Consider the following 24,456-nt stretch of genomic DNA (forward strand, 5'->3'; position numbering starts at 1 on the left):
GTTACTGTGCGGGTGCTCAGTACCTGCGGCGGTAGACAGGGTCGAGAGTTTCCGGAGCCACGCCGAGCATCTCGGCGGTATGCTCCACCACGACGTCGTGGACCAGGTCCTGGAGTTCCTCCCGGCTGCCGCAGGCCTGTTCCACCACCCGGCGGTACAAGGTGATCACCGGGCCCTCCCCGCCCGTGGCCGGAGTGTAAACACCCAGGGGCGGAGGCGCGGCGTTGGCCACCAGTTGCTCCAGGTCCGGGGGTATTTCGTCCACGGCGAACCGGACGCCGTCCAGCGTCTTGCCCCAGATATCGTGGAGCCGCTGCGCGGAGTCGAGCACCATGTCATCAAAACGGTCGGACCGCGTGCGGTACCCGGGGTGCGTGGGCAGGACCAATTCCCCCCGCAGGCCGCGTCCGTGGCGGTTCCTGCGGCGCATCGCAAAGCTTCGGCCCGTTGAGGCCGGTACCGCTTCCCCGCTTCGGGCGTCCGGGTCAGCCAAACGGACCGAAAAAGCTGAATCATGGTTCGATGACTGCATACATTGACTGTAAACCCGGCCGCACATTTACGCGACACCAACGCGACCCAGTTCGGAGACCCGGCGATTGGGGCGGCAAATGCCGGGAAACACGGGCCGGGCAGAGTAGTCTGTGATGTCGTGGGAGCTATCCGTCAATGTTCAAGATCCGCCTGCCGTCAGTCAGCGGTGGCTACTTTGACGTACGTGTATGCGGACTCCACCGCCGTTCTGGGTCCGCTGGCCACTTACGCCGAGCCGCATTGTTACGATTTGTGCGAGCAGCATGCGGGGTCGCTGACCGTTCCCCGCGGCTGGGAGGTGCTCCGCCTGGCGATGCCCACCACGCCGCATCAGCCGGGCCCGGACGACCTCCTTGCCCTGGCCAACGCGGTCCGGGAAGCAGCGGCGCTGCCACCCAAGCCACAGCCGACGCAGGCCCAGCGGGCCTCGCATTCAGCACTGGAAGCGCCTGCCGGTGCCGAAGGTACCCGCAGGGGCCACCTGCGTATCCTGCGCGAACCGTCCTGACCGCCAGCCACTGATTGCGGCCGTGCTGGGTTGTACGTGCCGCGTGTATGTGGCGTGCTCCGGCCAGCCCTCCGGCCCGTACACCTTCTGATTGCGAACGCCCGCCGTCGGACGCCTGGCCGGTGCTGATGTGGCGGTAGGCTTGAACCTGCTAATCAGTCAGCCACCGGCGCCAACGCGCGCCCTTTCGGGAGCATCAACCATGGCAAAGATCAGTCCTGAGCTGTTGTCCGTCCTGCGCTGTCCCGTGACCGGCTCACCGCTGGTCCAGGAAGGCGAAGAGCTCGTGTCGACGGCGGCGGGAGAGTCGGGCGGGAAGCTCCGGTATCCCATCCAGGACGGCATCCCGCTCCTCCTTCCGCCGGAACTGCTGCAGGCCGCCACCGCGGCCGGCTCCGACCAGCACGACTCAGCCGCCTCCTGACTTTTAACCCAACCGACCTGCAGCAGATGCATCAACGCCGTCGCCGCTATCGGACTGAGCAAAGGAATACCCATGACAATTGACTACAAGGTTGCCGACATTTCGCTGGCCGAAGCAGGCCGCCACCAGATCCGGCTGGCTGAGCACGAGATGCCGGGTCTGATGTCCCTTCGCCGGGAGTTCGGCCCCAGCCAGCCGCTGAAGGGCGCACGGATCGCCGGCTCCCTGCACATGACGGTGCAGACAGCGGTCCTGATCGAAACGCTCACCGCCCTCGGTGCCGAGGTACGCTGGGCCTCCTGCAACATTTTCTCCACCCAGGACGAAGCTGCGGCCGCCGTTGTGGTGGGAACCGGCACGGCTGAGGACCCCCGGGGCGTCCCGGTGTTTGCTTGGAAGGGCGAAACCCTCGAAGAGTACTGGTGGACTGCGCAGCAGATCCTCACCTGGCCCGGCGCTGACGCCGACCCGGAACTTGGCCCGAACATGATCCTCGACGACGGCGGCGACGCCACCATGCTGGTCCACAAGGGAGTTGAGTTCGAAGCCGCCGGCGCTGTGCCGGATGCAGCCGAGGACGAGTCCGACGAAGGCCGGATCTTCCTGAACGTGCTCCGCACCTCCCTGCAGGAGGACAGCCAGCGCTGGACCCGGATCGGTTCCCGCCTGCGCGGCGTCACAGAGGAAACCACCACCGGCGTGCACCGCCTCTACCAGCTCGCGGAACAGGGCAAGCTGCTGTTCCCTGCCATCAACGTCAACGACTCGGTCACCAAGAGCAAGTTCGACAACAAGTACGGCATCCGGCACTCCCTGCCCGATGGCATCAACCGTGCCACCGATGTCCTCATGGGCGGCAAGGTCGCCGTCGTCTGCGGCTACGGCGACGTCGGCAAGGGCGCCGCGGAGGCATTCCGCGGCCAGGGCTCCCGCGTGATCGTGACCGAAATCGATCCCATTTGCGCCCTCCAGGCAGCCATGGACGGCTACCAGGTGGCCAAGCTTGAGTCCGTCCTCAGCGAAGGCCACATCTTCATCACCACCACCGGTAACAAGGACGTCATCCTCGCCGAGCACATGGCAGGGATGCGGGACAAAGCCATCGTGGGCAACATCGGCCACTTCGACAACGAGATCGACATGGCCGGCCTGGCCCGGATCCCGGGCATCAGGAAGGTCGAGATCAAGCCCCAGGTGCACGAGTGGGTGTTCGAAGCCGATCCGGCCACCGGGCAGGACAGCCGTTCCATCATCGTCCTGTCCGAAGGACGGCTGCTGAACCTTGGCAACGCCACCGGCCACCCGTCCTTCGTGATGAGCAACTCCTTCGCCAACCAGACCATTGCCCAGATCGAGTTGTGGACCAAGCGGGACCAGCCTGAGGGCGGGCGGGAGTATGAGAACCAGGTCTACGTCCTGCCCAAGATCCTCGACGAAAAGGTTGCCCGGCTCCACCTGGACGCCCTCGACGTCGAGCTCACCGAACTGTCAAAGGAACAGGCCGCCTACCTGGACCTCGACGTCGCCGGCCCGTACAAGCCGGAGCACTATCGTTACTGAGGTGTGACTCCCCGGGCGCCGACCACGCCCGGGGTTGTGATCTTCAACCATTAAGATCGGACTATGGAGCCTGCAGCAAAGCCACACCGTATGTCGACAGCCAGAAAGATTTTCGTGCTGGCAGCCGTCTGCGTCCTGGCTGCGGCCGGCGGCGTTTTTGCCGCCGTCGCTCCGGGCCTCACTCGTGGCGCCCTGGAATCGGAAGCAGCCTCGGCGGTCCGTTCGGCACCGGGCGTGGCATCGCCCGTGGTGGCTCCGGTGAAGGTGGACATCACGCCCGCCGCGTCCGCCAAGCAGGTCAACCCGGCCACGCCGGCGTCGGTCAAGGTGGGCAACGGCAGGATAGAAAGCGTCACCCTGACCAGCACCTCGGGAGACGCAATCCCGGGCACCTTCGCCACCGACGGCAGCAGTTGGTCCGCTACGGCGCCGCTGAAGTTCAATACTGAATACAGCTACACGTACGTGGTCACCGACGAAGCAGGGCGCCAGTCCACCGCCACGCAGTCATTCAATACGGTGTCCAGCACCCACGAGGCCGACGCCGCGATCTACCCCCTGGACGGGATGAAGGTGGGAGTCGGCCAGCCGCTCCAGGTCGTATTCAGTGAGCCGGTGGTCAACCGGGACGCGGTGGAAAAGGCCATCAAGATCACCTCCAGCGCCGGCCAGGTGGGGGCCTTCCACTGGTTCAGCGACACCATGGTCCGTTACCGCCCCGAAGCTTTCTGGGCCGCCAACTCCACCGTCACCATGGACCTGCAGCTTTTCGGTGTTGATCTTGGCAACGGCCAGATCGCCAACTTCAACAAGAAGGCGAACATCCGTTTCGGTGACAAAAAGGTTGCCATTGCCGACGCCTCCGCGCACACCTTCACCCTCAGCGTCAATGACCAGGTGGTGAAGACCCTTCCGGTCAGCATGGGGGACGAGCGCTTCCCGTCCGCTCGCGGGTACGCCGTGCTGATGGAGAAGAACCGCTTCGACCACTTCCGTGCCGCCAGCATCGGCCTCAAACCAGGGGACCCGGCGTACTACGGTGAAGTGGATGTGGAATACTCCATCCGGCTGACGCTCAGCGGGGCATACATCCACCAGGCGCTCGAGTCCGCCTACCCCTACATCGGAAACACCAACGTTTCCCACGGCTGCATCGGGTTCGCTCCCGACGGCGCAGCGTGGGTCTTTGACAACATGACCACCGGAGATGTTGTGCAGATCGTCAACACCGAAGGCGACTACGCCGCCTTGGACGACGGCTACGGGGACTGGAACATCCCCTGGGCCCAGTATGACAACTAGGCCGGTAGGCTCGACACCAGACACCCTGTGCTGCCCGGACCAGAGCCGGGCGGCAAGGACCCCAACGGAAGTGACGCTGCTGTGAACGACAACTCGCCGACCCCTGCCAAGCGCACGGATCCGCAGCCGGATCCGCACCTTGATACTTCTTCGGACTCGGATGAGCCCGCATTTGCCTGGATGACGGGTCAGCCCGAAAGCCGCGCCGACCGCAAAGCGGCGGAAGCCGCCGTCGAACCTGCCGCCGTCGAACCTGCCGCCTTCGAGCCTGGTGCCGCCACGCCGGCAGCAGCCAAACCCGCTGCTGACGAACCCGCGGCAGCCAACCCTGCTCCCGCGAAACCGGCAACGCGGGAGCCCGGAGCAGCCGAACCGGAGGTGACCGGGCCTCGTGTGCCGGACCGTCGAGAGCCGGAGCCTGCCTGGGACGACACCGCAGATTCTGAGCCGGCTGCCGGGCGGGAAGCACCCCTCACCGGCGGGGCCCGCCACCAGGCCAGCCCTTACAACGAACCGCTGCCCACGTCGGCACTCCAGGTCCGCCCTCCCGAGGAGGAAGTGGAACGCCGCAACGCGGAGCGGGAAAGCGCCGCCAACGCAAAACCGGTGGCCCCGCGTATCTGGCAGGTCCTCCTCGCCCTGTTCTACCCGGTCATCCTGCTGGTGCTCGCCGTCCGGGCCGTGACCAGCCCCCTGTTCCTGTGGATCGAGTACAACAGGCCCGGTTTTCCCGGCGACGGGTACGGCTTCAGCACGGACGACAGGATGACGTACGGTTCCTACGCCGTCGACTATCTCAGTAACTGGGCGGGCCCGCGGTACCTCGGAGACCTGGTGAACCGCAGCGGCGGCAACCTGTTCAAGAGCGGCGAAGTCAGCCACATGGCGGACGTAAAGATGGTCATCCTCTCGGCGTTCGCCGCCGGGGCGGTCCTGATCGTGCTCAGCATCATCGCTATCGCGTATCTGCGCCGCCGAAGCTCCGGGGGAGTGCGGCGGGGGCTGTTCGCGGGATCGATCGTGTCCCTGGCAATCATCCTGGGCCTCGGTGCACTGGCCATGCTGAGCTGGCAGCAGTTCTTCACTGAATTCCACCGGCTGTTCTTCGCCAGCGGGTCCTGGACGTTTGCCCTGGAGGATACCCTGATCCGCCTGTTCCCGGGGCAGTTCTGGATTGATGCGGGCATCGTCATCGCCGGGCTCGTCTTCCTGGCATCGGTGGTGACGCTGATCATCACGTGGCCCACCCGCCGCCGTCGCGGTCTGCTCAAAGATGACCCGGAGGCCGCTGAGGTTCCGGCCTAGTTGCCGTACAGCCCGGTAATCTCCGCCTCAAAATCGTGGACGACGGCGGCCCGCTTGAGTTTCAGCGACGGCGTCAGGTGGCCGGATTCCTCCGTGAGCGGCGCTGCCAGAATGGTAAACCTGCGGACGGCTTCAGCCTTGGAGACCAGCGTGTTGGCCTGGTCCACGGCAGCCTGGATGGCGCTCCGGACGCGGGAGTCCCGGGCAGCCTCGGACAGGGGCAATAGCCCTACACGGTTTTCCCGGCACCAGTTTTCTAGGCCGGCCGGGTCCAGGCTCACGAGCGCGGCGACATAGGGTTTCCCGTCGCCCACCACCACCGCGTGGTCCACCAGCTGGTGCAGACGGATTTTTTCTTCGAGCGGCCCGGGAGCTACGTTCTTTCCGCCGGCGGTCACCAGCAGGTCCTTCTTGCGGCCGGTAATGGTCAGGAAACCCTCGGGGTCGAGTTCGCCGAGGTCGCCGGTGCGGAGGAAGCCGTCCACGAAGGCCGCCGCGTTGGCGGTTTCGTTGGCGTGGTATCCCTTGAAGACACCGATGCCCTTGACGAGCACCTCGCCATCCTCGGCGACCCGGATAGTGGTTCCGGGCAGGGGGATGCCCACGCTGCCCACCCGGGAGCGGCCAACGGTGTTGGCAGTACAGGGCGCCGTGGTTTCGGTCAGCCCGTAGCCCTCCAGAACGGGGATCCCAGCACCGCGGAAGAAGTGCGCATCGTCCGGTGCCAGGGCGCTGGCCCCGGACACCATGTGACCCACCCGGCCACCGAAGGTGTGGCGGAGCCGGGAATAAATGAGCCGGTCAAAAACGGCATGCTGGACGCGCAGGGCGAAGCCAGGCCCGGCGCCTTCACCGCGTGCCGCATTGTCCTGCTCCGTTGAAAAGCGGATCGCCACTGCGGAGGCCGCCGCAAAAATCCGGGTCCTCCCCGCCATGGCCGCCTTGTGAGCGGCGCCTGCACGCACCTTTTCGAAAATCCGGGGCACGGCCAGGAGGAAAGTCGGCCTGAAACTTCCCAGGTCCTCCAGCAGCGCCGCAGCAGTGCTGACATGGCCCAGCGTGGCACCGGCATGAAGGCATGCCACCTGAACCGCGCGGGCCAGGACGTGGGCCAGGGGCAGGAACATCAGGGTGCGTGCATGGGGCTGCTTGAGGATTTCGGGCAGGAATGCCACCACGTTGACTGCCACGAGCGCGAAGTTGCCGTGCGTGATTTCGCAGCCTTTGGGGTGGCCGGTGGTGCCGGACGTGTAGACCAGTGACGCGACGTCGTTGAGGCCCGCGGCGGTGCGGTGGCGTTCCAGTTCGGCGTCCGTTACCCCCGTTCCGGCCGCCGAGAGGCTGGCGAGGTCCGGGGCGTCGCCGTCGAAGTCCATCCTGACAACACTGACCAGCCGGTCCGCCAGGACCTTCGAGGTATCCAGCACCCCGGCCATCAGTGCCAACTTTGCGTGGTCCTCGGCGAACACGTGGCGTGCGCCGGCGTCGTGCAGGATCCACTCCACCTGCGCGGCGGAGGAGCTCTCATAGACGGGCACGGTCACGCCGCCGGCGAACCAGATTGCGAAGTCCACCAGCGTCCACTCATAGCGGGTGGCGGACATGACCACCACGCGGTCTCCCGGTTCCAGGCCACCGGCAATCAGCCCCTTTGCGAGGGCCCGGACGTCCTGCAGGAATTTGTGCGCCGGTACATCAGCCCAGCCGTTGGGGCCCTTCCGGGCGTACAGCGGGTGGGCGGGGTTGGCAGTTTCCTGCCGGATCAGGAGGTCGGTGACATTGCTGTCCGGGTCCAGGTCCACCAGGAGTTCTGTGCTTGCTTCTCGCACGGGGGCGTCTCCGTTCCGCAGCCGTACCGCGGCGCGCGGCGATTTCGAGGTCTCCTGCCATCCTGCCTTAGATCCAGGACGGCATCCACATTCTGTAGCGCCATTCCTCATAGGAAATGGTCTCCGCGGTCCACAAGGGGTAGAAGAAGGCGGAGAGCAAGAATGCGGCGGCGATGAACAGCGCAACAAGGTAGAGGCCCGAGCGCCGGCGCCAGAGCGGGTCGCCTTCCCGGCCCAGGACCAGGCCCAGGCAGTAAACGAGGGCGAGGATCAGGAACGGCTCAAAGGAGACGGCGTAGAAGAAGAACATGGTGCGTTCCGGATACATGAACCAGGGCAGGTATCCTGCCGCCACGCCGGCCAGGACCGCCCCGGCGCGCCAGTCGCGGCGTCCTGCCCACCAGAAAAGCAGGACCACCAGTGCGATGGCGGCACTCCACCAGATCAGCGGGTTTCCGACGGAGAGGATGGCCGAGGCGCAGCGGGCCGCCGCGCACTCCACGGTCTCCGGGCTGGGCTGCTGGTAGTAGAACGAGGTTGGCCGGCCCATGACCAGCCAGCTCCAGGCACTGGCCTCATAGGGGTGCTCCGAGCCCAGGCCCTGGTGGAACTTGTAGGCCTCCAGATGGTAGTGCGCCAGCGAGCGGATCGGGTCCGGGACCCAGCCCCATCCGCCGGCCGGATTGTTCTCGGCCCAGTGCCGGAAGTAGGCATCCCCGGAACGGAACCAGCCAGTCCAGGTTGCCGTGTACACCAGGGCGGCCACGGGAACCATGCTGGCGAAGGCAGGCAGCCCGTCCTTGATGACTCCCCCGCTGATCCAGCCCCGGATGCCTGCCACCCGGCGGGCATTCAAATCCCACAGGACAGTGAGGATGCCGAACCCGGCCAGGAAGAACAGGCCGGACCATTTGGTGCCAATGGCCAGGCCCATGCACACGCCCGCCGCGACCCGCCACCAGCGGATGCCCAGCCACGGACCCGCCAGGAGCTGGCCACCGGAGGGGCGGCCCGTCGTCGAACCCGCTGCGAGCCTGGCGGCGAGGCGGCGCCGCCCGTCGTCACGGTCCAGCAGCAGGGCGCCGAAGGCGGCCAGGACCCAGAACATCAGGAAGATGTCGAGCAGCGACGTCCGGGACATGACCAGGTGGTGGCCGTCGACGGCGAGCAGGAGTCCGGCAGCTGCGGCCAGTGGTAGGGAACGGAACAGCTTCAGTGCGATGAGCGTCAGAAGCAGGATGGACAGGGTGCCTGTCAGTGCAGCACCGAACCGCCAGCCAAAGGGATTTTCCGAACCGAACAGCCACATGCCCGCCGCGATCATCCATTTGCCGACGGGAGGATGGACCACGTATTCGGGGCTGTTCAGCAGGATGGCAGGGTTGCCGGCGTTGAAGGAGTCGTTGGCCTTGTCCGGCCAGGTACGTTCGTAGCCGCTGATGAGGTATGAGTAGGCGTCCTTGACGTAATACGTTTCGTCGAAGACCAGGCTGTGGGGGTTGTCCAGGCGCACAAAGCGGAGGATGCCGCCAAGCAGGGTGGTCAGGGCTGGAACCAGCCAGAACCAGATGCGCAGCGACGGCGGGTAATCACGCCAGCTGCGGATGTCGCCGATGAGGCGCTCGCGGAGGGATGCGGCGGAAAAGGCCTCCGTTGGGCGGGCGAGCCACGGCCGGCCCGCCAGGACAGTGGTGTTTCTGGCCTCGGCAGGCCGCATCGAGGTCTGCGTCACGAGCCCCATGCTACCTTTTCCTGCCTGCATTCCCCGCCGGCAGTAGGCTGGTGGGGTGGACCCTAACCCCAGCACCTTCGCCGAATCCAGCCCTGCAGATCGCAACGTTTCCGATCCCGCGCCCGAATCTGAGCCGGGTCCGGCCGCTGCTGCTCCTGGTGCTGATGCTCCGGCCGCTGCTGTTCCGACCGCCGGGGGACCGGGCCGGATTGTCCTGGCGGCCACGCCGATCGGCAATACCGGCGACGCCTCCGCCCGGCTGATCGAGCTGCTTGGCACGGCGGACATCGTGGCTGCCGAGGACACCAGGCGCCTGCACCGTTTGGTCCAAAGCCTCGGCATTACCGTTGCCGGGCGGGTCATCAGCTACCACGAACACAATGAGGCCACCAAGACAGCAGAGTTGCTGGAGCAGGTCCGGGCAGGAAAAACCCTCGTCATGGTGACGGACGCCGGGATGCCGGCGGTCTCGGATCCGGGCTTTCGCCTGGTGGAAGGTGCGGTGGCTGCCGGGCTGATCGTGACCGCCGTTCCGGGGCCTTCTGCCGTGCTGACGGCCTTGGCGTTGTCCGGTCTCCCCACTGACCGCTTCTGCTTCGAGGGGTTCCTGCCCAGGAAGGCGGGCGAGCGTGCGTCGAGGCTTGCGGACCTGGCCGCTGAGCGCCGGACCATGGTCTTCTTCGAGGCGCCGCACCGGCTCGAAGCGATGCTGCGCGCGCTCCGGGAACGCTTTGGCGCCGAGCGGCGGATCGCGGTGTGCCGCGAGCTGACCAAAACCTATGAGGAGGTGCTCCGCGGCACCGTGGGGGAATTGCTGCTCTGGGCCGAGAACAACGAGGTCCGCGGTGAGATCGCCGTGGTGCTCGGCGGCGCACCCGAGCAGGCGCCGGGCACGCCGGAAGACCACGTCGCAGCCGTCAACGAGTTGATCGCCCAGGGGATCCGGCTTAAGGAGGCAGTGGCCGCCGTCGCTGAAGATGTGCGGGTCAGTAAGCGCGAGCTGTACTCGGCGGTGCTGGCGGCGCGCTGATTGGCCTGAGTGGCGGCCCCCTGAGTGGCGGAACGGCGGGCAGGACAGTCGGCAGGTCAGGGTCGGAACAGGCCCGGATCGCGCCGCAGGCAAGCCGGTGCACCGTTGTGCAGGTGCACATTCCGGGGTCACGAAGTGGTGCATTCAGGCGTAGACCCTCAATTCGGCGGAGCAGTACTGTGAAAGGGAATTCACCGCCGGGACCGGCCACCCATGGCTCCCCGGGGCTCAACTAATCCAACTGACGAGGGAGTCACCGTGACTGTCACTGCACAGACTGCTGTTACCGCCGAGCGCGAGAGCGAGCTGCTGGCTTCTGTCCCTACCGGCCTGCTTATCGGCGGCGAGTGGCGGCCTGCCGCCTCGGGGAAAACGTTCGACGTCGAAGATCCCGCCACCGGGAAGGTGCTGGTGAGCATCGCCGACGCAGGGCCGGAGGATGGCATGGCGGCCCTGGATGCCGCGGCCGCGGCCCAGGAGTCCTGGGCGAAGGTGCCGGCGCGGGAGCGCGGCGAAATCCTGCGGCGGGCGTTCGATCTGGTCACCGAGCGGGCCGAGGATTTTGCCCTTCTGATGACGTTGGAGATGGGCAAGCCGTTGGCGGAGGCCCGCGGGGAAGTGACCTACGGGGCGGAGTTCCTGCGCTGGTTCTCCGAGGAGGCGGTGCGCGCTTTTGGCCGGTACTCGGTGTCGCCTGACGGAAAGTCCCGGCTGCTGGTCACCAAGAAGCCCGTTGGTCCCTGCCTGCTCATCACGCCGTGGAACTTCCCGCTGGCCATGGCCACCCGCAAGATCGCCCCCGCCGTGGCTGCCGGCTGCACTATGGTGCTGAAGTCGGCCAAGCTGACACCGCTGACATCCCAGCTGTTCGCCGCCGTCATGGTCGAAGCCGGCCTGCCGGCCGGGGTCCTGAATGTCATCCCGAGCTCGACTGCAGGAGCCACCACGGGTCCGCTGATTAAGGACCAGCGGCTCCGGAAACTGTCCTTCACCGGCTCCACCGAAGTAGGCCGCAGCCTGCTGGCGGATGCCTCCGGGACCGTCCTGCGGACCTCCATGGAGCTCGGCGGAAACGCCCCCTTTGTGGTGTTCGAGGACGCCGACCTGGATGCCGCCGTCGCCGGGGCGATGCTGGCGAAGCTGCGCAACATGGGCGAGGCCTGCACGGCAGCCAACCGCTTCATTGTGCACGAGTCGGTCGCAGACGAATTCGCCGAAAAGTTCGCCGCGAAAATGCGCGCCATGACCACCGCCCGTGGCACCGAACCCGAGTCCAAAGTGGGTCCCCTGATCGATGCCAAGAGCAGGGACAAGGTCCATGAACTGGTTACGGACGCCCTGGCCTCCGGCGCAAAGGCAGTCCTGGGCGGTGCCGCCGCGGAGGGCCCGGGTTACTTCTATCAGCCCACCATCCTCACCGGCGTCACCGAGGGCACCCGGATCCTGGCCGAGGAGATTTTCGGGCCTGTCGCACCGATCGTCACGTTCGGCACCGAGGATGAGGCGGTCCGCCTGGCCAACAACACCGAATTCGGGCTGGTGGCGTACGTCTTCACGAAGGACCTGAACCGCGGCATCCGGATGGGTGAACGCCTTGAGACAGGCATGCTGGGCCTGAACGCCGGCGTCATCTCCAATGCCGCGGCACCGTTCGGCGGAGTCAAGCAGTCAGGGCTGGGACGCGAAGGCGGCCTCGAAGGCATCGAGGAATACCTGTACACCCAGTACATCGGGATTGCCGACCCCTACGCCGGCTGACGTCACCGGCCGCCTTACGGGCCGCTTTTCGGGCGGGCCAGTCCGCCGCGCACCCGGGACCAGCATCGCGCAGCGGCTGCGGCCGTCCGGCTGGCGGCCGTCCGGATCCCGCGGAAGGGAGCTGCCAGGAGCCCGGCCCAGCGGCACAGGACCGATGCCGGGAGCCACGCCGCGCGGAAGCGCCGTGCGGGTGAGGCGTTGTTCCGCAGGGACTGTTGGACCGCCGGGATGCCCGGTGCAACGTTCTCAGTCGTCTCGGTCGGGGTTGCGGGGCCGCCCGGCCGGCCGTAGTTCCGGTGTTCGAAGTCGGCGGTCAGTGTGGTGACCGCCTGGTGGGCCTCCTCCTCCATCCCGCCGGGCTCTCCAAGCAGTGCGGAAGCCCGGAGCCGCGCGGAGTAGGCCCGGGCCGTTTCGCTGGGGTGCGGCGGCAAGCCATAGTCGGTGCCAAGGTCGCGCAGTTCAGCCCACGCCAACGAAACGGCTGCGTCCGGTTCCGGCCGCTGCAGCCGCCGGGACCGGATGCCCATGCGGACCAGCCGCGGCGTCGCTGCGACGAGGAGCAACCCCAGGAATCCGGCGATGCCCGGAAGCCACGGCAGGAGCAGATGGCCGACGTCGTCACTACCGCCGGCACCAGGGAGGGGCGCCGTCGTTGGGCTTGGTGTCGGTACAGGGGCCGTGGCGTTCGGCAACAGGTCATTGTTACCAAAGACGTCAGGAGCGCCGGGGCTGACCGTTTCAACAGCATAAGAGGGAACCACGCCGCGGGACGGGGTGGGCTCAAAGGGTACCCAGCCCAATCCCTGGAAGTAGAGTTCCGGCCACGCGTGGGCGTCGCGGGCATCCACTTCATATTCCGGGAGCGGCCCCTGCCCGGCCACCGAGACGCTTGCGCCGGTGGCACGGCCCGGCGCGTAGCCGACGGCGATGCGGCTGGGAATCCCCTCCAGCCGGGCCATGACAGCCATGGCCGAGGAGAAGTGAATGCAATAGCCGCTCTTTTGGGTGAGGAAATCGGCGAGTACCGAAAGTCCGTTTCCGTCGTAGCCGCCCTGGACGGGGGACTGCAGGGAATAGGTGAACTCTCCCGAGCGCAGGTAATTCTGAATGGCCATCGCCTTGGCGTACGCATTCCCGCCGGCACCGGTCACAGCATCCGCGGTGCGGCTGACGATGTCCGGCACGCCGCTCGGGACCCTGGTGAATTCAGCCGGGAGTCCGCGCACATCCCGGGATGCCTGCCCGAGCGTGGCGGCAGTCAGTTCCGGCACCGCGGACGCCACAACATACTGCTGGGCGCGCGTGGTGGTGTTGACTCCCTTGACGGCCAGGGTGGCCGGGTCCCAGGTCCAGGAGCCGTTCAGCCCGCGGATTGCTTCCGGCGCATACGGCAACGGCAGGTAGGGGCTGGTAAAGGTGCCGGTGTTCACCACGGTCACCTGCTGCCGCTGCGGGACAGCGATGTCATATCCCGGCTGGATCTGCCCGGCAACGGGGCGGCGCTCCGCGTCCCGGTCGTCCGGTCCCCAGGTTTCGCCGTCGAAATTGTCCACCGTGACGGACCGCAAGTACAGCGGCTGGGACGCACTGGTGGCATACGTGATCCGGCCTGTGCCCGCGGGGGTCCGCAGGCTGTTGCCGAGGGTGATCATGGGATTCAGGCCGGTGCCGGCGCCGCCCCAGGGGTTGAGGCGGGAACCTTGCGGGAAGGTGCCCTGATCGAAGCCGGGAATGGCCAGCGGAACTGTCAGTGTTGCCACCAGGGCCACGACGCCCGTCAGCACCGCCCGGCGGAGATGTCCCGGTGTCCTCCCGCTGTCCGCCGGGGTCCGTGAATCCGGGACGAACCATTGGCTGAAGGCCAGGATCAGCAGGTAGCCTGCCGCCGCCGCGCCGAATCCCCACGCCCCCACGCTCTGCGGTTTCACCATCGCAGGAACCACCAGGATGGCGAGCAGGCCGATACCGGTTGTGGCCGGCATGCCGAGGGGGACCGCCAACGCATCAATCAGGATGACTGCCAGGCCCAGCACGGCGCAGGTGACCATCACGATCCCCGAGTTCGGGGCCACCGGGGAACTCTCGGCGAGGACGGTCTCGCTGGCGCGGCGAATGAACCTGTCCAGTTCGGCCATGGTTGCCCCGGAGGGAATGAAGCCGGCAATACCCGTGCTGCGGAAGAATGTGAGGGTGAGGATCGCGACCAGGGCTGCGAAGCCGCCCGCTGCCACCAGGAGCGGGTGGGCCCGCAGGGCGCGAAGGGCGGCAAGGGTAAGGCAGACTACCCCTACCGTCGTCAGGACGGGCAGGTACCAGGCCCATCCGCGCAGGACACCGTTGAGGGACAACGCCGCCCCGGCCACGGACAGGGCGACCGCGCCGGCCATGGCCCACGGGTACGCTCCCACCCGGGCCTTGGCGGGCACCGGTCCCCGGGGGCCTGGCGCGGAGGCAGTGCCGTTGCCCGCGGGCCGCGGTTCACGCGGGGCACTGCGTTCCGGCGCCAGGGTCACCGACCCACCTCCGCTCCGCGGCGGACGTCGGCTGCGGCGGTGGCCGGTGCCGCTCCTTCCTCGTCAAAGTAACTCCAGGCCACGGGGACGGGAACCGAGGCCTGCACGGCAACGGCCCGCCAGCCGCCCCGGCGCAGTGTTTCCAGCATTTCCTCGGCGTCGTTGGGCCGGTCGGTCACAATGATGGCGAAGGCATTCGCGCCGTAGCCTGCACCCGGCGCCAGGGCCCGGGCTTCGGCTGGTGAGATCCTGCCGAGGAGCGCGATGATGGGCCCCCGCATCCGGTGGGCTGACAGCTTGTCCATCAGGTGGTCATCGAAGACCTCCGGACCGGAGTCGTGGCCGCCGTGCACCTTGGCGGTGTGCGGTGCCCCGGTGGAGTGCCGTTCCCGTCCGCCGTGGTGCGGTCCGGAGAGTTGGATGGCGGCGAGGCTCTCGGCGATGCTCTGCAGGCCCGCTGCCCCCGAATACTCTTCCGCATCCCGCTCCGGCGCGGAGGGGGAGCGGAGGAAGGCCGGCTCGCCACGGGGGTCCAGGAGCCGCAGGGCGTAGTTGCGTTCCGACAGGTGCGAGCAGATGGACATCGCGGCCACTACCGTCCACTCAAAGGTGCCGCTGCTGGCCATCTCATGGCCGTCCACGGAAACCGTTCCCCCCAAACCGGACCCCGAGCCGCCCGGAAACGCACCAAACCGCTGATCCAGGATGATGGTGGCTTCCGGTGTCGTCACGGATTCCTCCTGCCGCACCATGAGTTCGCCATGGCGGGCGGTGGCTGCCCAATGGACCCGCCGCATCGGATCGCCCGGGCGGTATTCACGCGTCATCACGTCGTCGTCGCTGGGATTGGCACGGATCCGGGTGGCGGTGATGCCGTCGTTGCCGCGGGCGCCCGCCAGCCCCGTGGCGGGAAGTTCGACGGCGGCCGGCGTGACGGTGAGGATCTCGCCGTCGTCGATGGCCTGGCGATGTAGGGACAGGCCGAACGGATCAGTAAACTCCGCAGTCACCGGACCGATCAGGTACTGCCCGCGTTTGCTGGCCTGCAGGCGGTATTCGTACCTGCTGATCCCGCCCGTGGCTGACCGTGCAGGAAAGCGAAAGGCCGGCGACGTACCGAAACGCGGGGGCAGTTTCTCTTCCATGATGGCCCGGCCGCCGCCCGAACCGCTGCGGGCTACGGCAAGCCGGACAGTGGTGGCGGCGGCGGTCTCCACGGGGGAGGGCTGGAATTCCCGGTACACCTGGAAGCGTGGCTTCACCAGCCTGATCCCCGCCAGGGAAACAAGCGGCAGGACGATGAGGAGCACGCTCAGGCTTAGGAGGTCCCGGCGGCCCATGATCTGCGCCGCCGCCAGCGAAAGAGCACCTGCAGCCAAAAGCCCCCACCCGCGTTGGCTGAAGAGATGCCGGGGAAACCGGTCAAGCAGCGCCATGGGAATGCCCTGCCTAGTGGTTCCGCCGCAACCCGGCCGGCGGGACCGAAGACCGGGCCGGACTGTTTCCAGGATCCTGGCTTACGGGTAGCCGGGACAGGATTCCCTGGATCACGCTCTGCGGTGTTTCACCGGCGCCCGCAGCTTTGCGGTCCACGATGATGCGGTGGGCCAGGACGGACTCCGCCACGTCCACGACGTCGTCAGGCAGGACGAAGTCACGCCCGTCCAGGGCCGCCGTGGCTTTGGCAGCCCGGAGCAGCTGGAGCATTGAGCGCGGGCTCGCACCCAGCCGGAGCAGGGGACTCTCGCGCGTGGCCCGTCCCACGGAGACCGTATATTCCTTCACCGCCTGGGAGACGTAGACCTGCTGGACCGTGGCGATCATTGCCGCGACCTCCGCGGCGGTGACCACGGCTGACAACTTCGCCAGCGGTGAGGTTGCCTGATGGGTCTCCAGCATTTCGATCTCGGAGTCCTTGTCCGGATAGCCCATGGAGATGCGTGCCATGAACCTGTCGCGCTGGGCCTCGGGAAGGGGATAGGTCCCCTCCATTTCGATGGGGTTCTGCGTCGCCACCACCATGAAGGGCTCATCGAGCTTGTAGGAATCCCCATCCACGGTGACCTGGTGCTCCTCCATGCACTCCAGCAGTGCGGACTGGGTCTTGGCGGAGGCGCGGTTGATCTCATCGCCGATGACGATGTTGGCGAAGACGGCCCCGGGCCGGAATTCGAACTGGCGCGTTGACTGGTTATAGATGGAAACGCCGGTCACGTCCGAGGGCAGCAGGTCCGGGGTGAACTGGATCCGGCTCACCGTGCAGTCGATGGTCCGGGCCAGGCTCTTTGCCAGCAGTGTCTTCCCCACGCCGGGCACGTCTTCAAGCAGAAGGTGGCCCTGGGCCAGGAGTACCGTCAGGGCCAGCCTGGCGGCATCGGATTTGCCATCGATCACTGTGTTGATGGAGTCCAGGATGCGGCGGCTGGCGGCATGGAATTCCGCGGCGTCCATGGCGGCTGTCCGGCGGCCGTTGAGGTGTCCCACCTGCGCCGGGACCGCAGTGAAGTTCCTGCCGGCAGGGGTGACGTCGTTGACGGCGGTGCGGCGGTGGGGGTCCATCTGCAACCTTTCAGCCCGGGGATCACCTGGGACGGGACAGTCGGCCTGCCTGCGCCCGGCGGTGGGCGTTCGCATCTGTTTGGTACCAGACTACTAAGACAACTGACGGTCTAGGCAGACAGTTCCTTGAATTCTGCGGGCAGCCGCCAGCGCTAGGGTGGATGGATGTGCAATTCGCCGATTCCCGCCGCTTACCGGGTGGCCCGGGCCGATGCTCCGGCCGGTCCCGGCCAGCAGAAGCGCCCCGACTACCCGCCGGCCCCCGAACCGTTGCCGGTCCCCGTGATGGACAACCATACGCACTTCGATTTCCCCGATGGCGAGAGCCCGGTAGCCATTGCCGCAGCATTGGATGCAGCCGAAGCCGTCGGCGTCCAGGGCGCCGTCCAGGTGGGTACGGACCTGGAGTCCTCCCGGTTCACCGTCCAGTCCGTTGACCAGGACAGCCGGTTGCTGGGGGCGGTGGCGCTTCATCCGAACGATGCCCCGGCCTACGCCATGCGCGGCGAGCTGGAGGAAGCTCTGGCTGAGATTGAACGGCTGGCCGCCCATCCCCGGATCCGGGCCATCGGGGAGACCGGCCTGGACTTCTTCCGCACCGAGGGGGAGGGGCTGGCGCATCAGCGCTATTCGTTCCGCCGGCACATCGATATTGCCAAGCGACTGGACTTGACCCTCCAGATCCATGACCGGGACGCGCACGACGACGTTGTGCAGGTCCTCCGCGAAGAGGGGGCCCCGGAGCGGGTTGTGTTTCACTGCTTCTCCGGTGATGCGGAGCTGGCCAGGATCTGCAACGAGGCGGGCTGGAACATGTCCTTCGCGGGGACGCTGACGTTTAAGAACGCCGCCAACCTGCGGGCCGCGCTCGCGGTGGCGGATCCGGACCTTGTGCTGGTGGAAACCGACGCTCCGTTCCTGACACCCCACCCGCACCGGGGCCGCCCCAACGCCAGTTACATGGTGCCTTACACCGTCCGTGCCATGGCCGAATTGACAGGGACAGACCTCGCCGCGCTCTGCGCGAAGATCGGCGAAAATACCGTGCGGGCATACGGTTCCTGGGCTTAAATCCACCCGCGTTCCCGCCGCCCCCGCACATACTAAGTATGTGAATTTCTTGGCCGCTTTATAACGCTACGGTTACAGTGGAGAATTATTAGCCGGGGTCGGGGAAGGCCTTCGGATAATTTCACTTCACTCGCAGAAGTCCAGGCACGTCTCTGATGCTGCCTGCCCCGAGAGGGAAGTGTGGCGGCGCAATGATGCCCGGAGCTGTCCCCAAGGGCCTGCGCCGGCTATTTTACTGCGTTTTTCCCCGTGCCCGGATGGATCTAAAGTTACGGGCAATCGTGGTCAAGCTCTTCACAACGGACGGCAAGTTCAGTTTTATCAAGATTGGCACCCAACTCGTGGTGCTCTGCGCGCTGGTGGTAGGCCTCGTCGCCTTCGTCGGAAATAACAAAACCGTTACCCTGAACGTCGACGGGAAAGTGACTTCGCTCCAGTCCTTCGGTGGCACGGTTGGCCAGGTAGTGAAAAGCGCAAACGTGGAACTGAAGCCGGCTGACCGCGTCTCGCCCTCGGCGGACGCGAAAGTGGAGAACGGCACTGTTATCAACGTCAACATGGCCAAAGCCGTGAAGGTCAGCCTGGACGGCGCGGAGAAGACCGTCAGCACCACCGCACCGGATGTCGATGGCCTCGTCACCGAGCTCGGTGTCTCCAGCGCCTCGTCGGTTTCGGTGCCCAAGGAAGCCCAGCTCGCAGTGGCAGGCTCCTTTGTTTCCATCTCCACCCCCAAAACCGTCAGCATCGTCGCCGACGGCAAGGTCTCCACGGCCACCACGACGGCGGGAACCGTCGCCCAGGTGCTCGATGATGCCGGCGTCACCCTCGGCGTCGATGACCGCACGTCGCAGCCCGGCAACGCGCACGTCGTGAACAACATGGTGGTCAAGGTCTCCCGCGTGGACACCAGCCAGACGGCCGCCACCACCGAGGACGTGGCCTTCGACAGCATGAGCACCGAAAGCGCCGACCTTTTCAAGGGCGAAAAGAAAGTCACGCAGGCCGGCGTCGCCGGCAAGGTCGACAAGACCTTCAAACTGGTCATGGTGGACGGCCGGGAAGCTTCCCGGACGCTGGTCTCCGAGGCCGTCTCGGTCCAGCCTGTGACGGAAAAGGTCACCGTGGGCACCAAGCCCAAGCCGGCGGCAGCAGCAGCGGCCGGCGCCAACACCGGCGCAGCGGCCCCGGCCATGATGAACGAGGCCATGTGGGACAAGATCGCGCAGTGCGAGGCCGGCGGTAACTGGTCCACCAACACGGGCAACGGGTACTACGGCGGCCTCCAGTTCGATGTCCGGACCTGGATCGGTTCCGGCGGCGGCGCGTACGCACCGAATGCCAGCCTCGCCACCAAGGCGCAGCAGATCGACATCGCCAACAAGGTCTACGCACAGCGCGGCCTGCAGCCCTGGGGCTGTGGCTGGGCCGCTTCAAGCTAGGCACCGTTCAAACACCTGTGCCGGCGGCAGCTGACCACAGCCGCCAGCGAGACAGGCATCAGTGGCCGGTCCCGGGAAACCCGGGGCCGGCCACTGCCGTTAACCCGGATCGGAGAACGCCCGGACCATCCGGGAACGCGGCGAAGCGGGCGGTGCGCTGATGGCCGCCGGGATAGGATACCTACGTGACTGAACCGACTGCCGCTGCGCCCGCACCCCTCTTCGGTGCCTCCGACATCCGCCGGCTGGCAGACGAAATCGGCATCCGGCCCACCAAGACCCTTGGCCAGAACTTCGTCATTGACGGCAACACCATCCGCCGCATTGTGTCCGTGGCCAGCATCGGGTCGGAGGAGACCGTACTGGAAGTCGGCCCGGGCCTCGGTTCGCTCACGCTGGGCCTGCTGGACGCCGCGAAGGCCGTGGTCGCCGTCGAAATTGATCCGGTCCTCGCCGCGAAACTCCCGGAAACCGTGCGGACCTGGCGGCCCGGGGCGGGGGGCTCCTTCCACCTTGTCCAGGCCGACGCGATGAAGGTCACGTCCCTGCCCGTTCAACCCACCGCCCTTGTGGCGAACCTTCCGTACAACGTGGCCGTGCCGGTGGTCCTGCACCTGCTCCAGCACTTCCCGAGCCTGCAGCACGGACTGGTGATGGTCCAGGATGAAGTGGCGGACAGGCTGGCCGCCGGGCCCGGTTCGAAGACGTACGGAGTGCCGTCCGTCAAAGCCGCCTGGTACAGCAGCATGCGCAAAGCCGGGGTGATCGGCATGAACGTGTTCTGGCCCGCTCCGAAGATCCACTCCGGCCTCGTGGCGTTTACCCGGCGGGAAGCGCCCGTCACAACAGCCACCCGCGAGCAGGTTTTCGCCGTGATTGACGCCGCGTTCGCCCAGCGCCGCAAGACCCTGCGGGCGGCCCTGGCGGGCTGGGCGGGCGGTGCGGCAGAAGCCGAACGCTGCCTGGTGGCCGCCGGCGTGGACCCCACAGCGCGGGGCGAAGTCATCGACATCAACGCCTTCGCACGGATTGCCGAAGCCCGCGGGGCCACGGCGTGAATGCCCTGGCCGGGCGGTTCCCTGCGCGGACAGTGCGGGTGAAGGCGCCGGGAAAAGTCAACGTTTCCCTGGACGTAGGGCCGCTGCGCGCGGACGGCTACCATTCGGTCGCCAGCGTCTACCTGGCGGTCTCCCTCTATGAGGAGGTCGCGGCCACCAGCACGCAAACGCCCGGCATCACCGTCAGCATCAGTCCGGCGAGCACCCTGGACCTGGACGGGGTGGACATCCCGCTGGATGAAAACAACCTGGCCTACAAGGCCGCCGCCATGATGGCCGATGTGTCGGAGCACGCCACCGGCGTGCATCTGGAGATCACCAAGCGTGTCCCGGTGGCCGGCGGCATGGGCGGCGGCTCGGCCGACGCCGCCGCCACCCTCCTCGCCTGTGACGCCCTGTGGAACAGCGGGCTGTCAAAGGACGAGCTGGCACACATCGCCGCCGACCTGGGCGCCGACGTCCCCTTTTCGCTGCTCGGCGGCACCGCCGTCGGGCTCGGCGTGGGCGACGAACTCTCACCGGCACTGGTCAGGGCACAGACGGACTGGGTCCTGGTGGCGGCGGATTACGGATTGCCCACGCCGGAGGTCTTCCGCACCCTGGACCGGCTCCGGGCAGCCGAAAGCCTCGATGCCGCCGAGCCGACCGCCGTGGATCCCCAGGTCCTGCAGGCACTGCGCGGCGGGGACGCGGACGCCCTGAGCAGGGTCCTGGTCAACGACCTCCAGCGGGCCTCCATTGAACTGGCCCCTGGACTCCGCGCTACGCTGGGACGTGGCGAAGCGCTCGGTGCCCTCGCCGGGATCGTCTCCGGCTCCGGACCCACCGTGGCACTCCTGACCCGCAATCCCGCCGCCGCCGAAAGCCTCGCCGAGGACCTTCGGCATTACGGGCTCACGGCATTCCCTGTCCACGGGCCCGTCCATGGCGCCCGCATCATCTCCGATACCCTCCTCTAAGCTCCCAACCCTTTACCCCGCAGCAGAAAGCAGTCCCCTTTGGCACACCTTCTTGGCGGCGAAAACCTCACAGTTTCGTACGCAACGCGAACCGTCCTGGACGGGATCACCCTCGGACTCGAGGAGGGTGACCGGATCGGCATGGTGGGCCGGAACGGTGACGGCAAGTCGACACTGATGCGCCTGTTGGCCATGCGGTCTACCCCGGACTCCGGCCGGGTGACCAAGCGCAGTGACGTCAACATCGGTTACCTCGACCAAAGCGACGTGCTCGACGGCGACCTCACCGTCGGCGCCGCGATCGTGGGGGACCAGGCCGATTACGAATGGGCCCGCAACCCGCAGATCCGCGAGGTCATGGGCGGGCTGGTGTCCGACGTCGACTGGCACGCCAACGTCCACGCCCTCTCCGGAGGGCAGAAGCGGCGCGTGGCGCTGGCCAAGCTCCTGATCGAGGACCATGACGTCATCATGCTGGACGAGCCGACCAACCACCTCGACGTCGAAGGTGTCGCCTGGCTCTCCCGGCACCTGAAGACCCGCTGGCGCGCCAACCAGGGCGCTTTCCTGGTGGTGACCCACGACCGCTGGTTCCTCGACGAGGTCTGCACCAAGACCTGGGAAATCCACGATGGCATCATGGACCCGTTCGACGGCGGCTACGCGGCCTACGTCCTGGCCCGCGCCGAGCGTGACCGGGCAGCCTCGGTGACCGAGAGCAAACGCCAGCAGCTTGTGAAGAAGGAACTCGCCTGGCTGCGCCGCGGCGCCCCGGCCCGCACGGCCAAGCCCAAGTTCCGCATCGAGGCCGCCAACGCGCTGATTGCGGACGTCCCGGAGCCGCGTGACTCGACGGCCCTGAGCAAGATGGCCACGGCCAGGCTCGGCAAGGACGTCCTGGACCTCGAGAACGTGTCCCTGGACTTCCAGGGCGGCGATGCCGGCCAAAAGCTCTTCGACAACATCACCCTCCGCCTGGCCCCGGGCGAGCGGCTGGGCCTGGTGGGCGTCAACGGCGCCGGCAAGACCACCCTGCTCAAGCTTCTGAACGGTGAGATCCAGCCGAGCTCCGGCAAGTTCAAGCGCGGCAAGACCGTGGTCACCGCAGTGCTCACCCAGGAAGTCAAAGAGCTCGACGACGTCTCCGACCTTCGCGTCATCGAAGTCATCGAACGCGAGAAGCGGTCCTTCAACGTGGGCGGCAAGGAGTTCACGGCCGGCCAGCTTGTGGAGCAGCTCGGCTTCACCAACGAGAAGCAGTGGACCCCGGTCAAGGACCTCTCCGGCGGTGAGCGGCGCCGCCTCCAGCTGCTCCGCCTGCTCGTGGGCGAACCCAACGTGCTGATGCTTGATGAGCCCACCAACGACCTCGACACGGATACCCTCGCCGCCGTCGAGGATGTCCTGGACGGCTGGCCCGGCACCCTGGTGGTGGTCAGCCACGACCGCTACCTGCTGGAACGCGTCACCGACCACCAGATGGCGCTGCTGGGCGACGGCAAGATCCGTGCCCTGCCGCGTGGCGTGGACCAGTACCTGGAACTGCGCGAGTCCGCCCTCGCCGGCTCCACCATCACCGGCGGCGGCAACCCCGTGACCGGCGCCGGCGGCAGCCCAGCCCCCGCCGCTGCAGCAGCTTCCGGAGCCTCTGAAGCCGAAAAGCGCGACGCCCGCAAGGCCAAAAACCGGATCGAACGCCAGCTCGGCAAAGTCGAGCAGGCCGAAAAGAAGATCCACGACCAAATGGTCAAAAGCACGGCCGAGTCCGACTTCGACGCCCTCGCCGAACAAAACAAGAAGCTCAAGGACCTGGCCGGTGACCGCGAGGCCCTCGAACTCGAATGGCTCGAAGCCCTCGAAGTCCTCGGCGAGTAGTCACCTTGGGTGCCGGAACCGGCCCTTCGACGTCGCTTAGACACGTCGCGTAGAAGGAGCAGCACGCAGAGGACAGGTGCCCCGCGCCCGAAGGCGACCACGGCTCATTCTTCGATCTGCAGCTCCGGGTCTTTTTTGAGGCCGGTCAGGCCGTTCCAGGCGAGGTTGACCAGGTGCGCGGCGACGGTGTGTTTGTCCGGCTCGCGGGCGTCCTGCCACCACTGGCCGGTCATGGCCACCATGCCGACGAGCATTTGGGCGTACATGGCTCCGTCCTGGGCGCTGAGACCGCGGCGGTCGAATTCGTCGGACAGGATGTGCTCGACGCGGGCGGTGACGTGTGACAGCAGGGTGGAGAAGGCGCCTTCGGGCTGGGACGGGGGAGCGTCCCGCATCAGGATCCGGAAGCCTTCGGTGTGGTCTTCGATGTAGGTGAGAAGGGCCAGGGCGGCACGTTCCACGAGGACGCGAGGCTTGGCTTCCTCGGTCAGGGCTGCGGTGATCGCGTCCAGGAGGATCCGGAATTCGAAGTCCACCACCTGGGTGTAAAGGCCTTCCTTGGAGCCGAAGTGCTCGTAGATCACGGGTTTTGAAACGCCAGCGCAGGCTGCGACTTCCTCGATGGTTGTCCCGTCGAGTCCGCGTGCGGCGAACAGCCCACGGCCGACGTCGATCAGTTGGCTGCGCCGCTGAACGCCTGTCATCCGTGCCCGGGGTGGGTTGTTACTCACATTTCCATCATGCCTTAGGGGCCTTGGCTGGCGCGGTTGAAACGGCCGGAAAGGCCTGCGGGACCGGACTTGGAAGGCTGTGTTTCCGGCCCGTGTCGCGAGCGGCCCTGAACCCATGGCAAAATAACTACTTGTGCCTTGGCCTTGCGCCTCCGGCACGGTCCGCCCTGGTGTAATGGCAGCACCCCGGCCTTTGGAGCCGTGGAGTATAGGTTCGAATCCTATGGGCGGAACTGCTGTGCCGAGAGCGTCCAGTAGTATGAACTCGG

At 66.8% G+C, this 24,456-nt stretch carries 19 protein-coding genes and 1 tRNA gene; 13 read left to right on the top strand and 7 right to left on the bottom strand.

Features of this window, described 5'->3' with window-relative positions; translation table 11 throughout:
- Positions 1–16: 16 nt before the first annotated feature.
- Positions 17–532: a metallopeptidase family protein gene (locus NQJ30_RS00960; RefSeq protein WP_255767856.1), complete on the bottom strand. Its 516-nt coding sequence runs from the start codon at positions 530–532 to the stop codon at positions 17–19.
- Positions 533–652: 120 nt separating this feature from the next.
- On the opposite strand from NQJ30_RS00960, the gene NQJ30_RS00965 reads away from it, so the two are divergent.
- From NQJ30_RS00965 to NQJ30_RS00985, 5 genes are all read left to right on the top strand, one after another.
- Positions 653–1,042: a DUF3499 domain-containing protein gene (locus NQJ30_RS00965; protein WP_255767857.1), complete on the top strand. Its 390-nt coding sequence runs from the start codon at positions 653–655 to the stop codon at positions 1,040–1,042.
- A gap of 202 nt (positions 1,043–1,244) precedes the next feature.
- The gene (locus NQJ30_RS00970) at positions 1,245–1,466 is read left to right on the top strand and encodes a Trm112 family protein (RefSeq protein WP_255767858.1); all 222 of its coding nucleotides are present in this window, start codon (positions 1,245–1,247) and stop codon (positions 1,464–1,466) included.
- 72 nt (positions 1,467–1,538) lie between these two features.
- Positions 1,539–3,026, top strand: a complete 1,488-nt coding sequence (gene ahcY, locus NQJ30_RS00975) for an adenosylhomocysteinase (RefSeq protein WP_255767859.1) — start codon at positions 1,539–1,541, stop codon at positions 3,024–3,026.
- A 63-nt stretch (positions 3,027–3,089) separates the two neighbouring features.
- A complete protein-coding gene (locus tag NQJ30_RS00980; protein ID WP_255767860.1) occupies positions 3,090–4,328 on the top strand; it encodes a L,D-transpeptidase in 1,239 nt (412 codons plus the stop codon).
- Positions 4,329–4,409: 81 nt separating this feature from the next.
- Positions 4,410–5,633: a TIGR01906 family membrane protein gene (locus NQJ30_RS00985; protein WP_255767932.1), complete on the top strand. Its 1,224-nt coding sequence runs from the start codon at positions 4,410–4,412 to the stop codon at positions 5,631–5,633.
- On the opposite strand, the gene NQJ30_RS00990 is transcribed toward NQJ30_RS00985, so the two are convergent.
- Together NQJ30_RS00990 and NQJ30_RS00995 are read right to left on the bottom strand one after the other, a co-directional pair.
- Positions 5,630–7,462 (bottom strand): AMP-dependent synthetase/ligase, encoded by a 1,833-nt coding sequence (locus NQJ30_RS00990; RefSeq protein ID WP_255767861.1) that lies wholly within the window; start codon positions 7,460–7,462, stop codon positions 5,630–5,632. The genes NQJ30_RS00985 and NQJ30_RS00990 overlap by 4 nt on opposite strands.
- Before the next feature lie 67 nt (positions 7,463–7,529).
- Positions 7,530–9,203, bottom strand: a complete 1,674-nt coding sequence (locus NQJ30_RS00995; RefSeq protein ID WP_374113201.1) for a dolichyl-phosphate-mannose--protein mannosyltransferase — start codon at positions 9,201–9,203, stop codon at positions 7,530–7,532.
- A 46-nt stretch (positions 9,204–9,249) separates the two neighbouring features.
- Between NQJ30_RS00995 and rsmI the strand changes: the two genes are divergently transcribed.
- Both rsmI and NQJ30_RS01005 read left to right on the top strand, forming a co-directional pair.
- On the top strand, positions 9,250–10,224 hold the full coding sequence (gene rsmI / locus NQJ30_RS01000; RefSeq protein ID WP_374113202.1) for a 16S rRNA (cytidine(1402)-2'-O)-methyltransferase: 975 nt from the start codon (positions 9,250–9,252) through the stop codon (positions 10,222–10,224).
- A gap of 258 nt (positions 10,225–10,482) precedes the next feature.
- A complete protein-coding gene (locus tag NQJ30_RS01005) occupies positions 10,483–11,982 on the top strand; it encodes an NAD-dependent succinate-semialdehyde dehydrogenase (RefSeq protein WP_255767862.1) in 1,500 nt (499 codons plus the stop codon).
- Positions 11,983–11,996: 14 nt separating this feature from the next.
- Here the strand turns inward: NQJ30_RS01005 and NQJ30_RS01010 are convergent, their stop codons facing one another.
- Genes NQJ30_RS01010 through NQJ30_RS01020 form a run of 3 tightly spaced genes read right to left on the bottom strand, consistent with a single transcriptional unit; the run spans position 11,997 to position 17,054 of the window.
- Complete coding sequence (locus NQJ30_RS01010) at positions 11,997–14,495, bottom strand: transglutaminase TgpA family protein (protein WP_374113203.1); 2,499 nt, start codon at positions 14,493–14,495, stop codon at positions 11,997–11,999.
- The gene (locus NQJ30_RS01015; RefSeq protein WP_255767863.1) at positions 14,492–15,931 is read right to left on the bottom strand and encodes a DUF58 domain-containing protein; all 1,440 of its coding nucleotides are present in this window, start codon (positions 15,929–15,931) and stop codon (positions 14,492–14,494) included. Before NQJ30_RS01015 ends, NQJ30_RS01010 begins: the two co-directional genes overlap by 4 nt.
- Before the next feature lie 13 nt (positions 15,932–15,944).
- Entirely contained in the window at positions 15,945–17,054 is a 1,110-nt protein-coding gene (locus NQJ30_RS01020; RefSeq protein WP_255767864.1) for an AAA family ATPase, read from the bottom strand.
- Between the two features lie 165 nt (positions 17,055–17,219).
- Between NQJ30_RS01020 and NQJ30_RS01025 the strand changes: the two genes are divergently transcribed.
- From NQJ30_RS01025 to NQJ30_RS01045, 5 genes are all read left to right on the top strand, one after another.
- Positions 17,220–18,125: a TatD family hydrolase gene (locus NQJ30_RS01025; RefSeq protein ID WP_255767865.1), complete on the top strand. Its 906-nt coding sequence runs from the start codon at positions 17,220–17,222 to the stop codon at positions 18,123–18,125.
- A 281-nt stretch (positions 18,126–18,406) separates the two neighbouring features.
- A complete protein-coding gene (locus NQJ30_RS01030; protein ID WP_255767866.1) occupies positions 18,407–19,564 on the top strand; it encodes a ubiquitin-like domain-containing protein in 1,158 nt (385 codons plus the stop codon).
- 185 nt (positions 19,565–19,749) lie between these two features.
- Entirely contained in the window at positions 19,750–20,622 is an 873-nt protein-coding gene (rsmA, locus tag NQJ30_RS01035) for a 16S rRNA (adenine(1518)-N(6)/adenine(1519)-N(6))-dimethyltransferase RsmA (protein WP_255767867.1), read from the top strand.
- A complete protein-coding gene (locus tag NQJ30_RS01040) occupies positions 20,619–21,581 on the top strand; it encodes a 4-(cytidine 5'-diphospho)-2-C-methyl-D-erythritol kinase (protein ID WP_255767868.1) in 963 nt (320 codons plus the stop codon). Before rsmA ends, NQJ30_RS01040 begins: the two co-directional genes overlap by 4 nt.
- Positions 21,582–21,620: 39 nt before the next feature.
- Entirely contained in the window at positions 21,621–23,456 is a 1,836-nt protein-coding gene (locus NQJ30_RS01045; RefSeq protein ID WP_255767869.1) for an ABC-F family ATP-binding cassette domain-containing protein, read from the top strand.
- 104 nt (positions 23,457–23,560) lie between these two features.
- Here NQJ30_RS01045 and NQJ30_RS01050 read toward each other — a convergent pair whose 3' ends face one another.
- Positions 23,561–24,187 (bottom strand): TetR/AcrR family transcriptional regulator, encoded by a 627-nt coding sequence (locus NQJ30_RS01050; RefSeq protein ID WP_255767870.1) that lies wholly within the window; start codon positions 24,185–24,187, stop codon positions 23,561–23,563.
- A 161-nt stretch (positions 24,188–24,348) separates the two neighbouring features.
- Here NQJ30_RS01050 and NQJ30_RS01055 point away from each other — a divergent pair.
- Positions 24,349–24,420, top strand: a tRNA-Gln gene (locus NQJ30_RS01055).
- Positions 24,421–24,456 lie beyond the last annotated feature (36 nt).

It is taken from the genome of Pseudarthrobacter sulfonivorans, from assembly GCF_024391045.1.
Classification (GTDB): Bacteria; Actinomycetota; Actinomycetes; order Actinomycetales; family Micrococcaceae; genus Arthrobacter; species Arthrobacter sulfonivorans_B.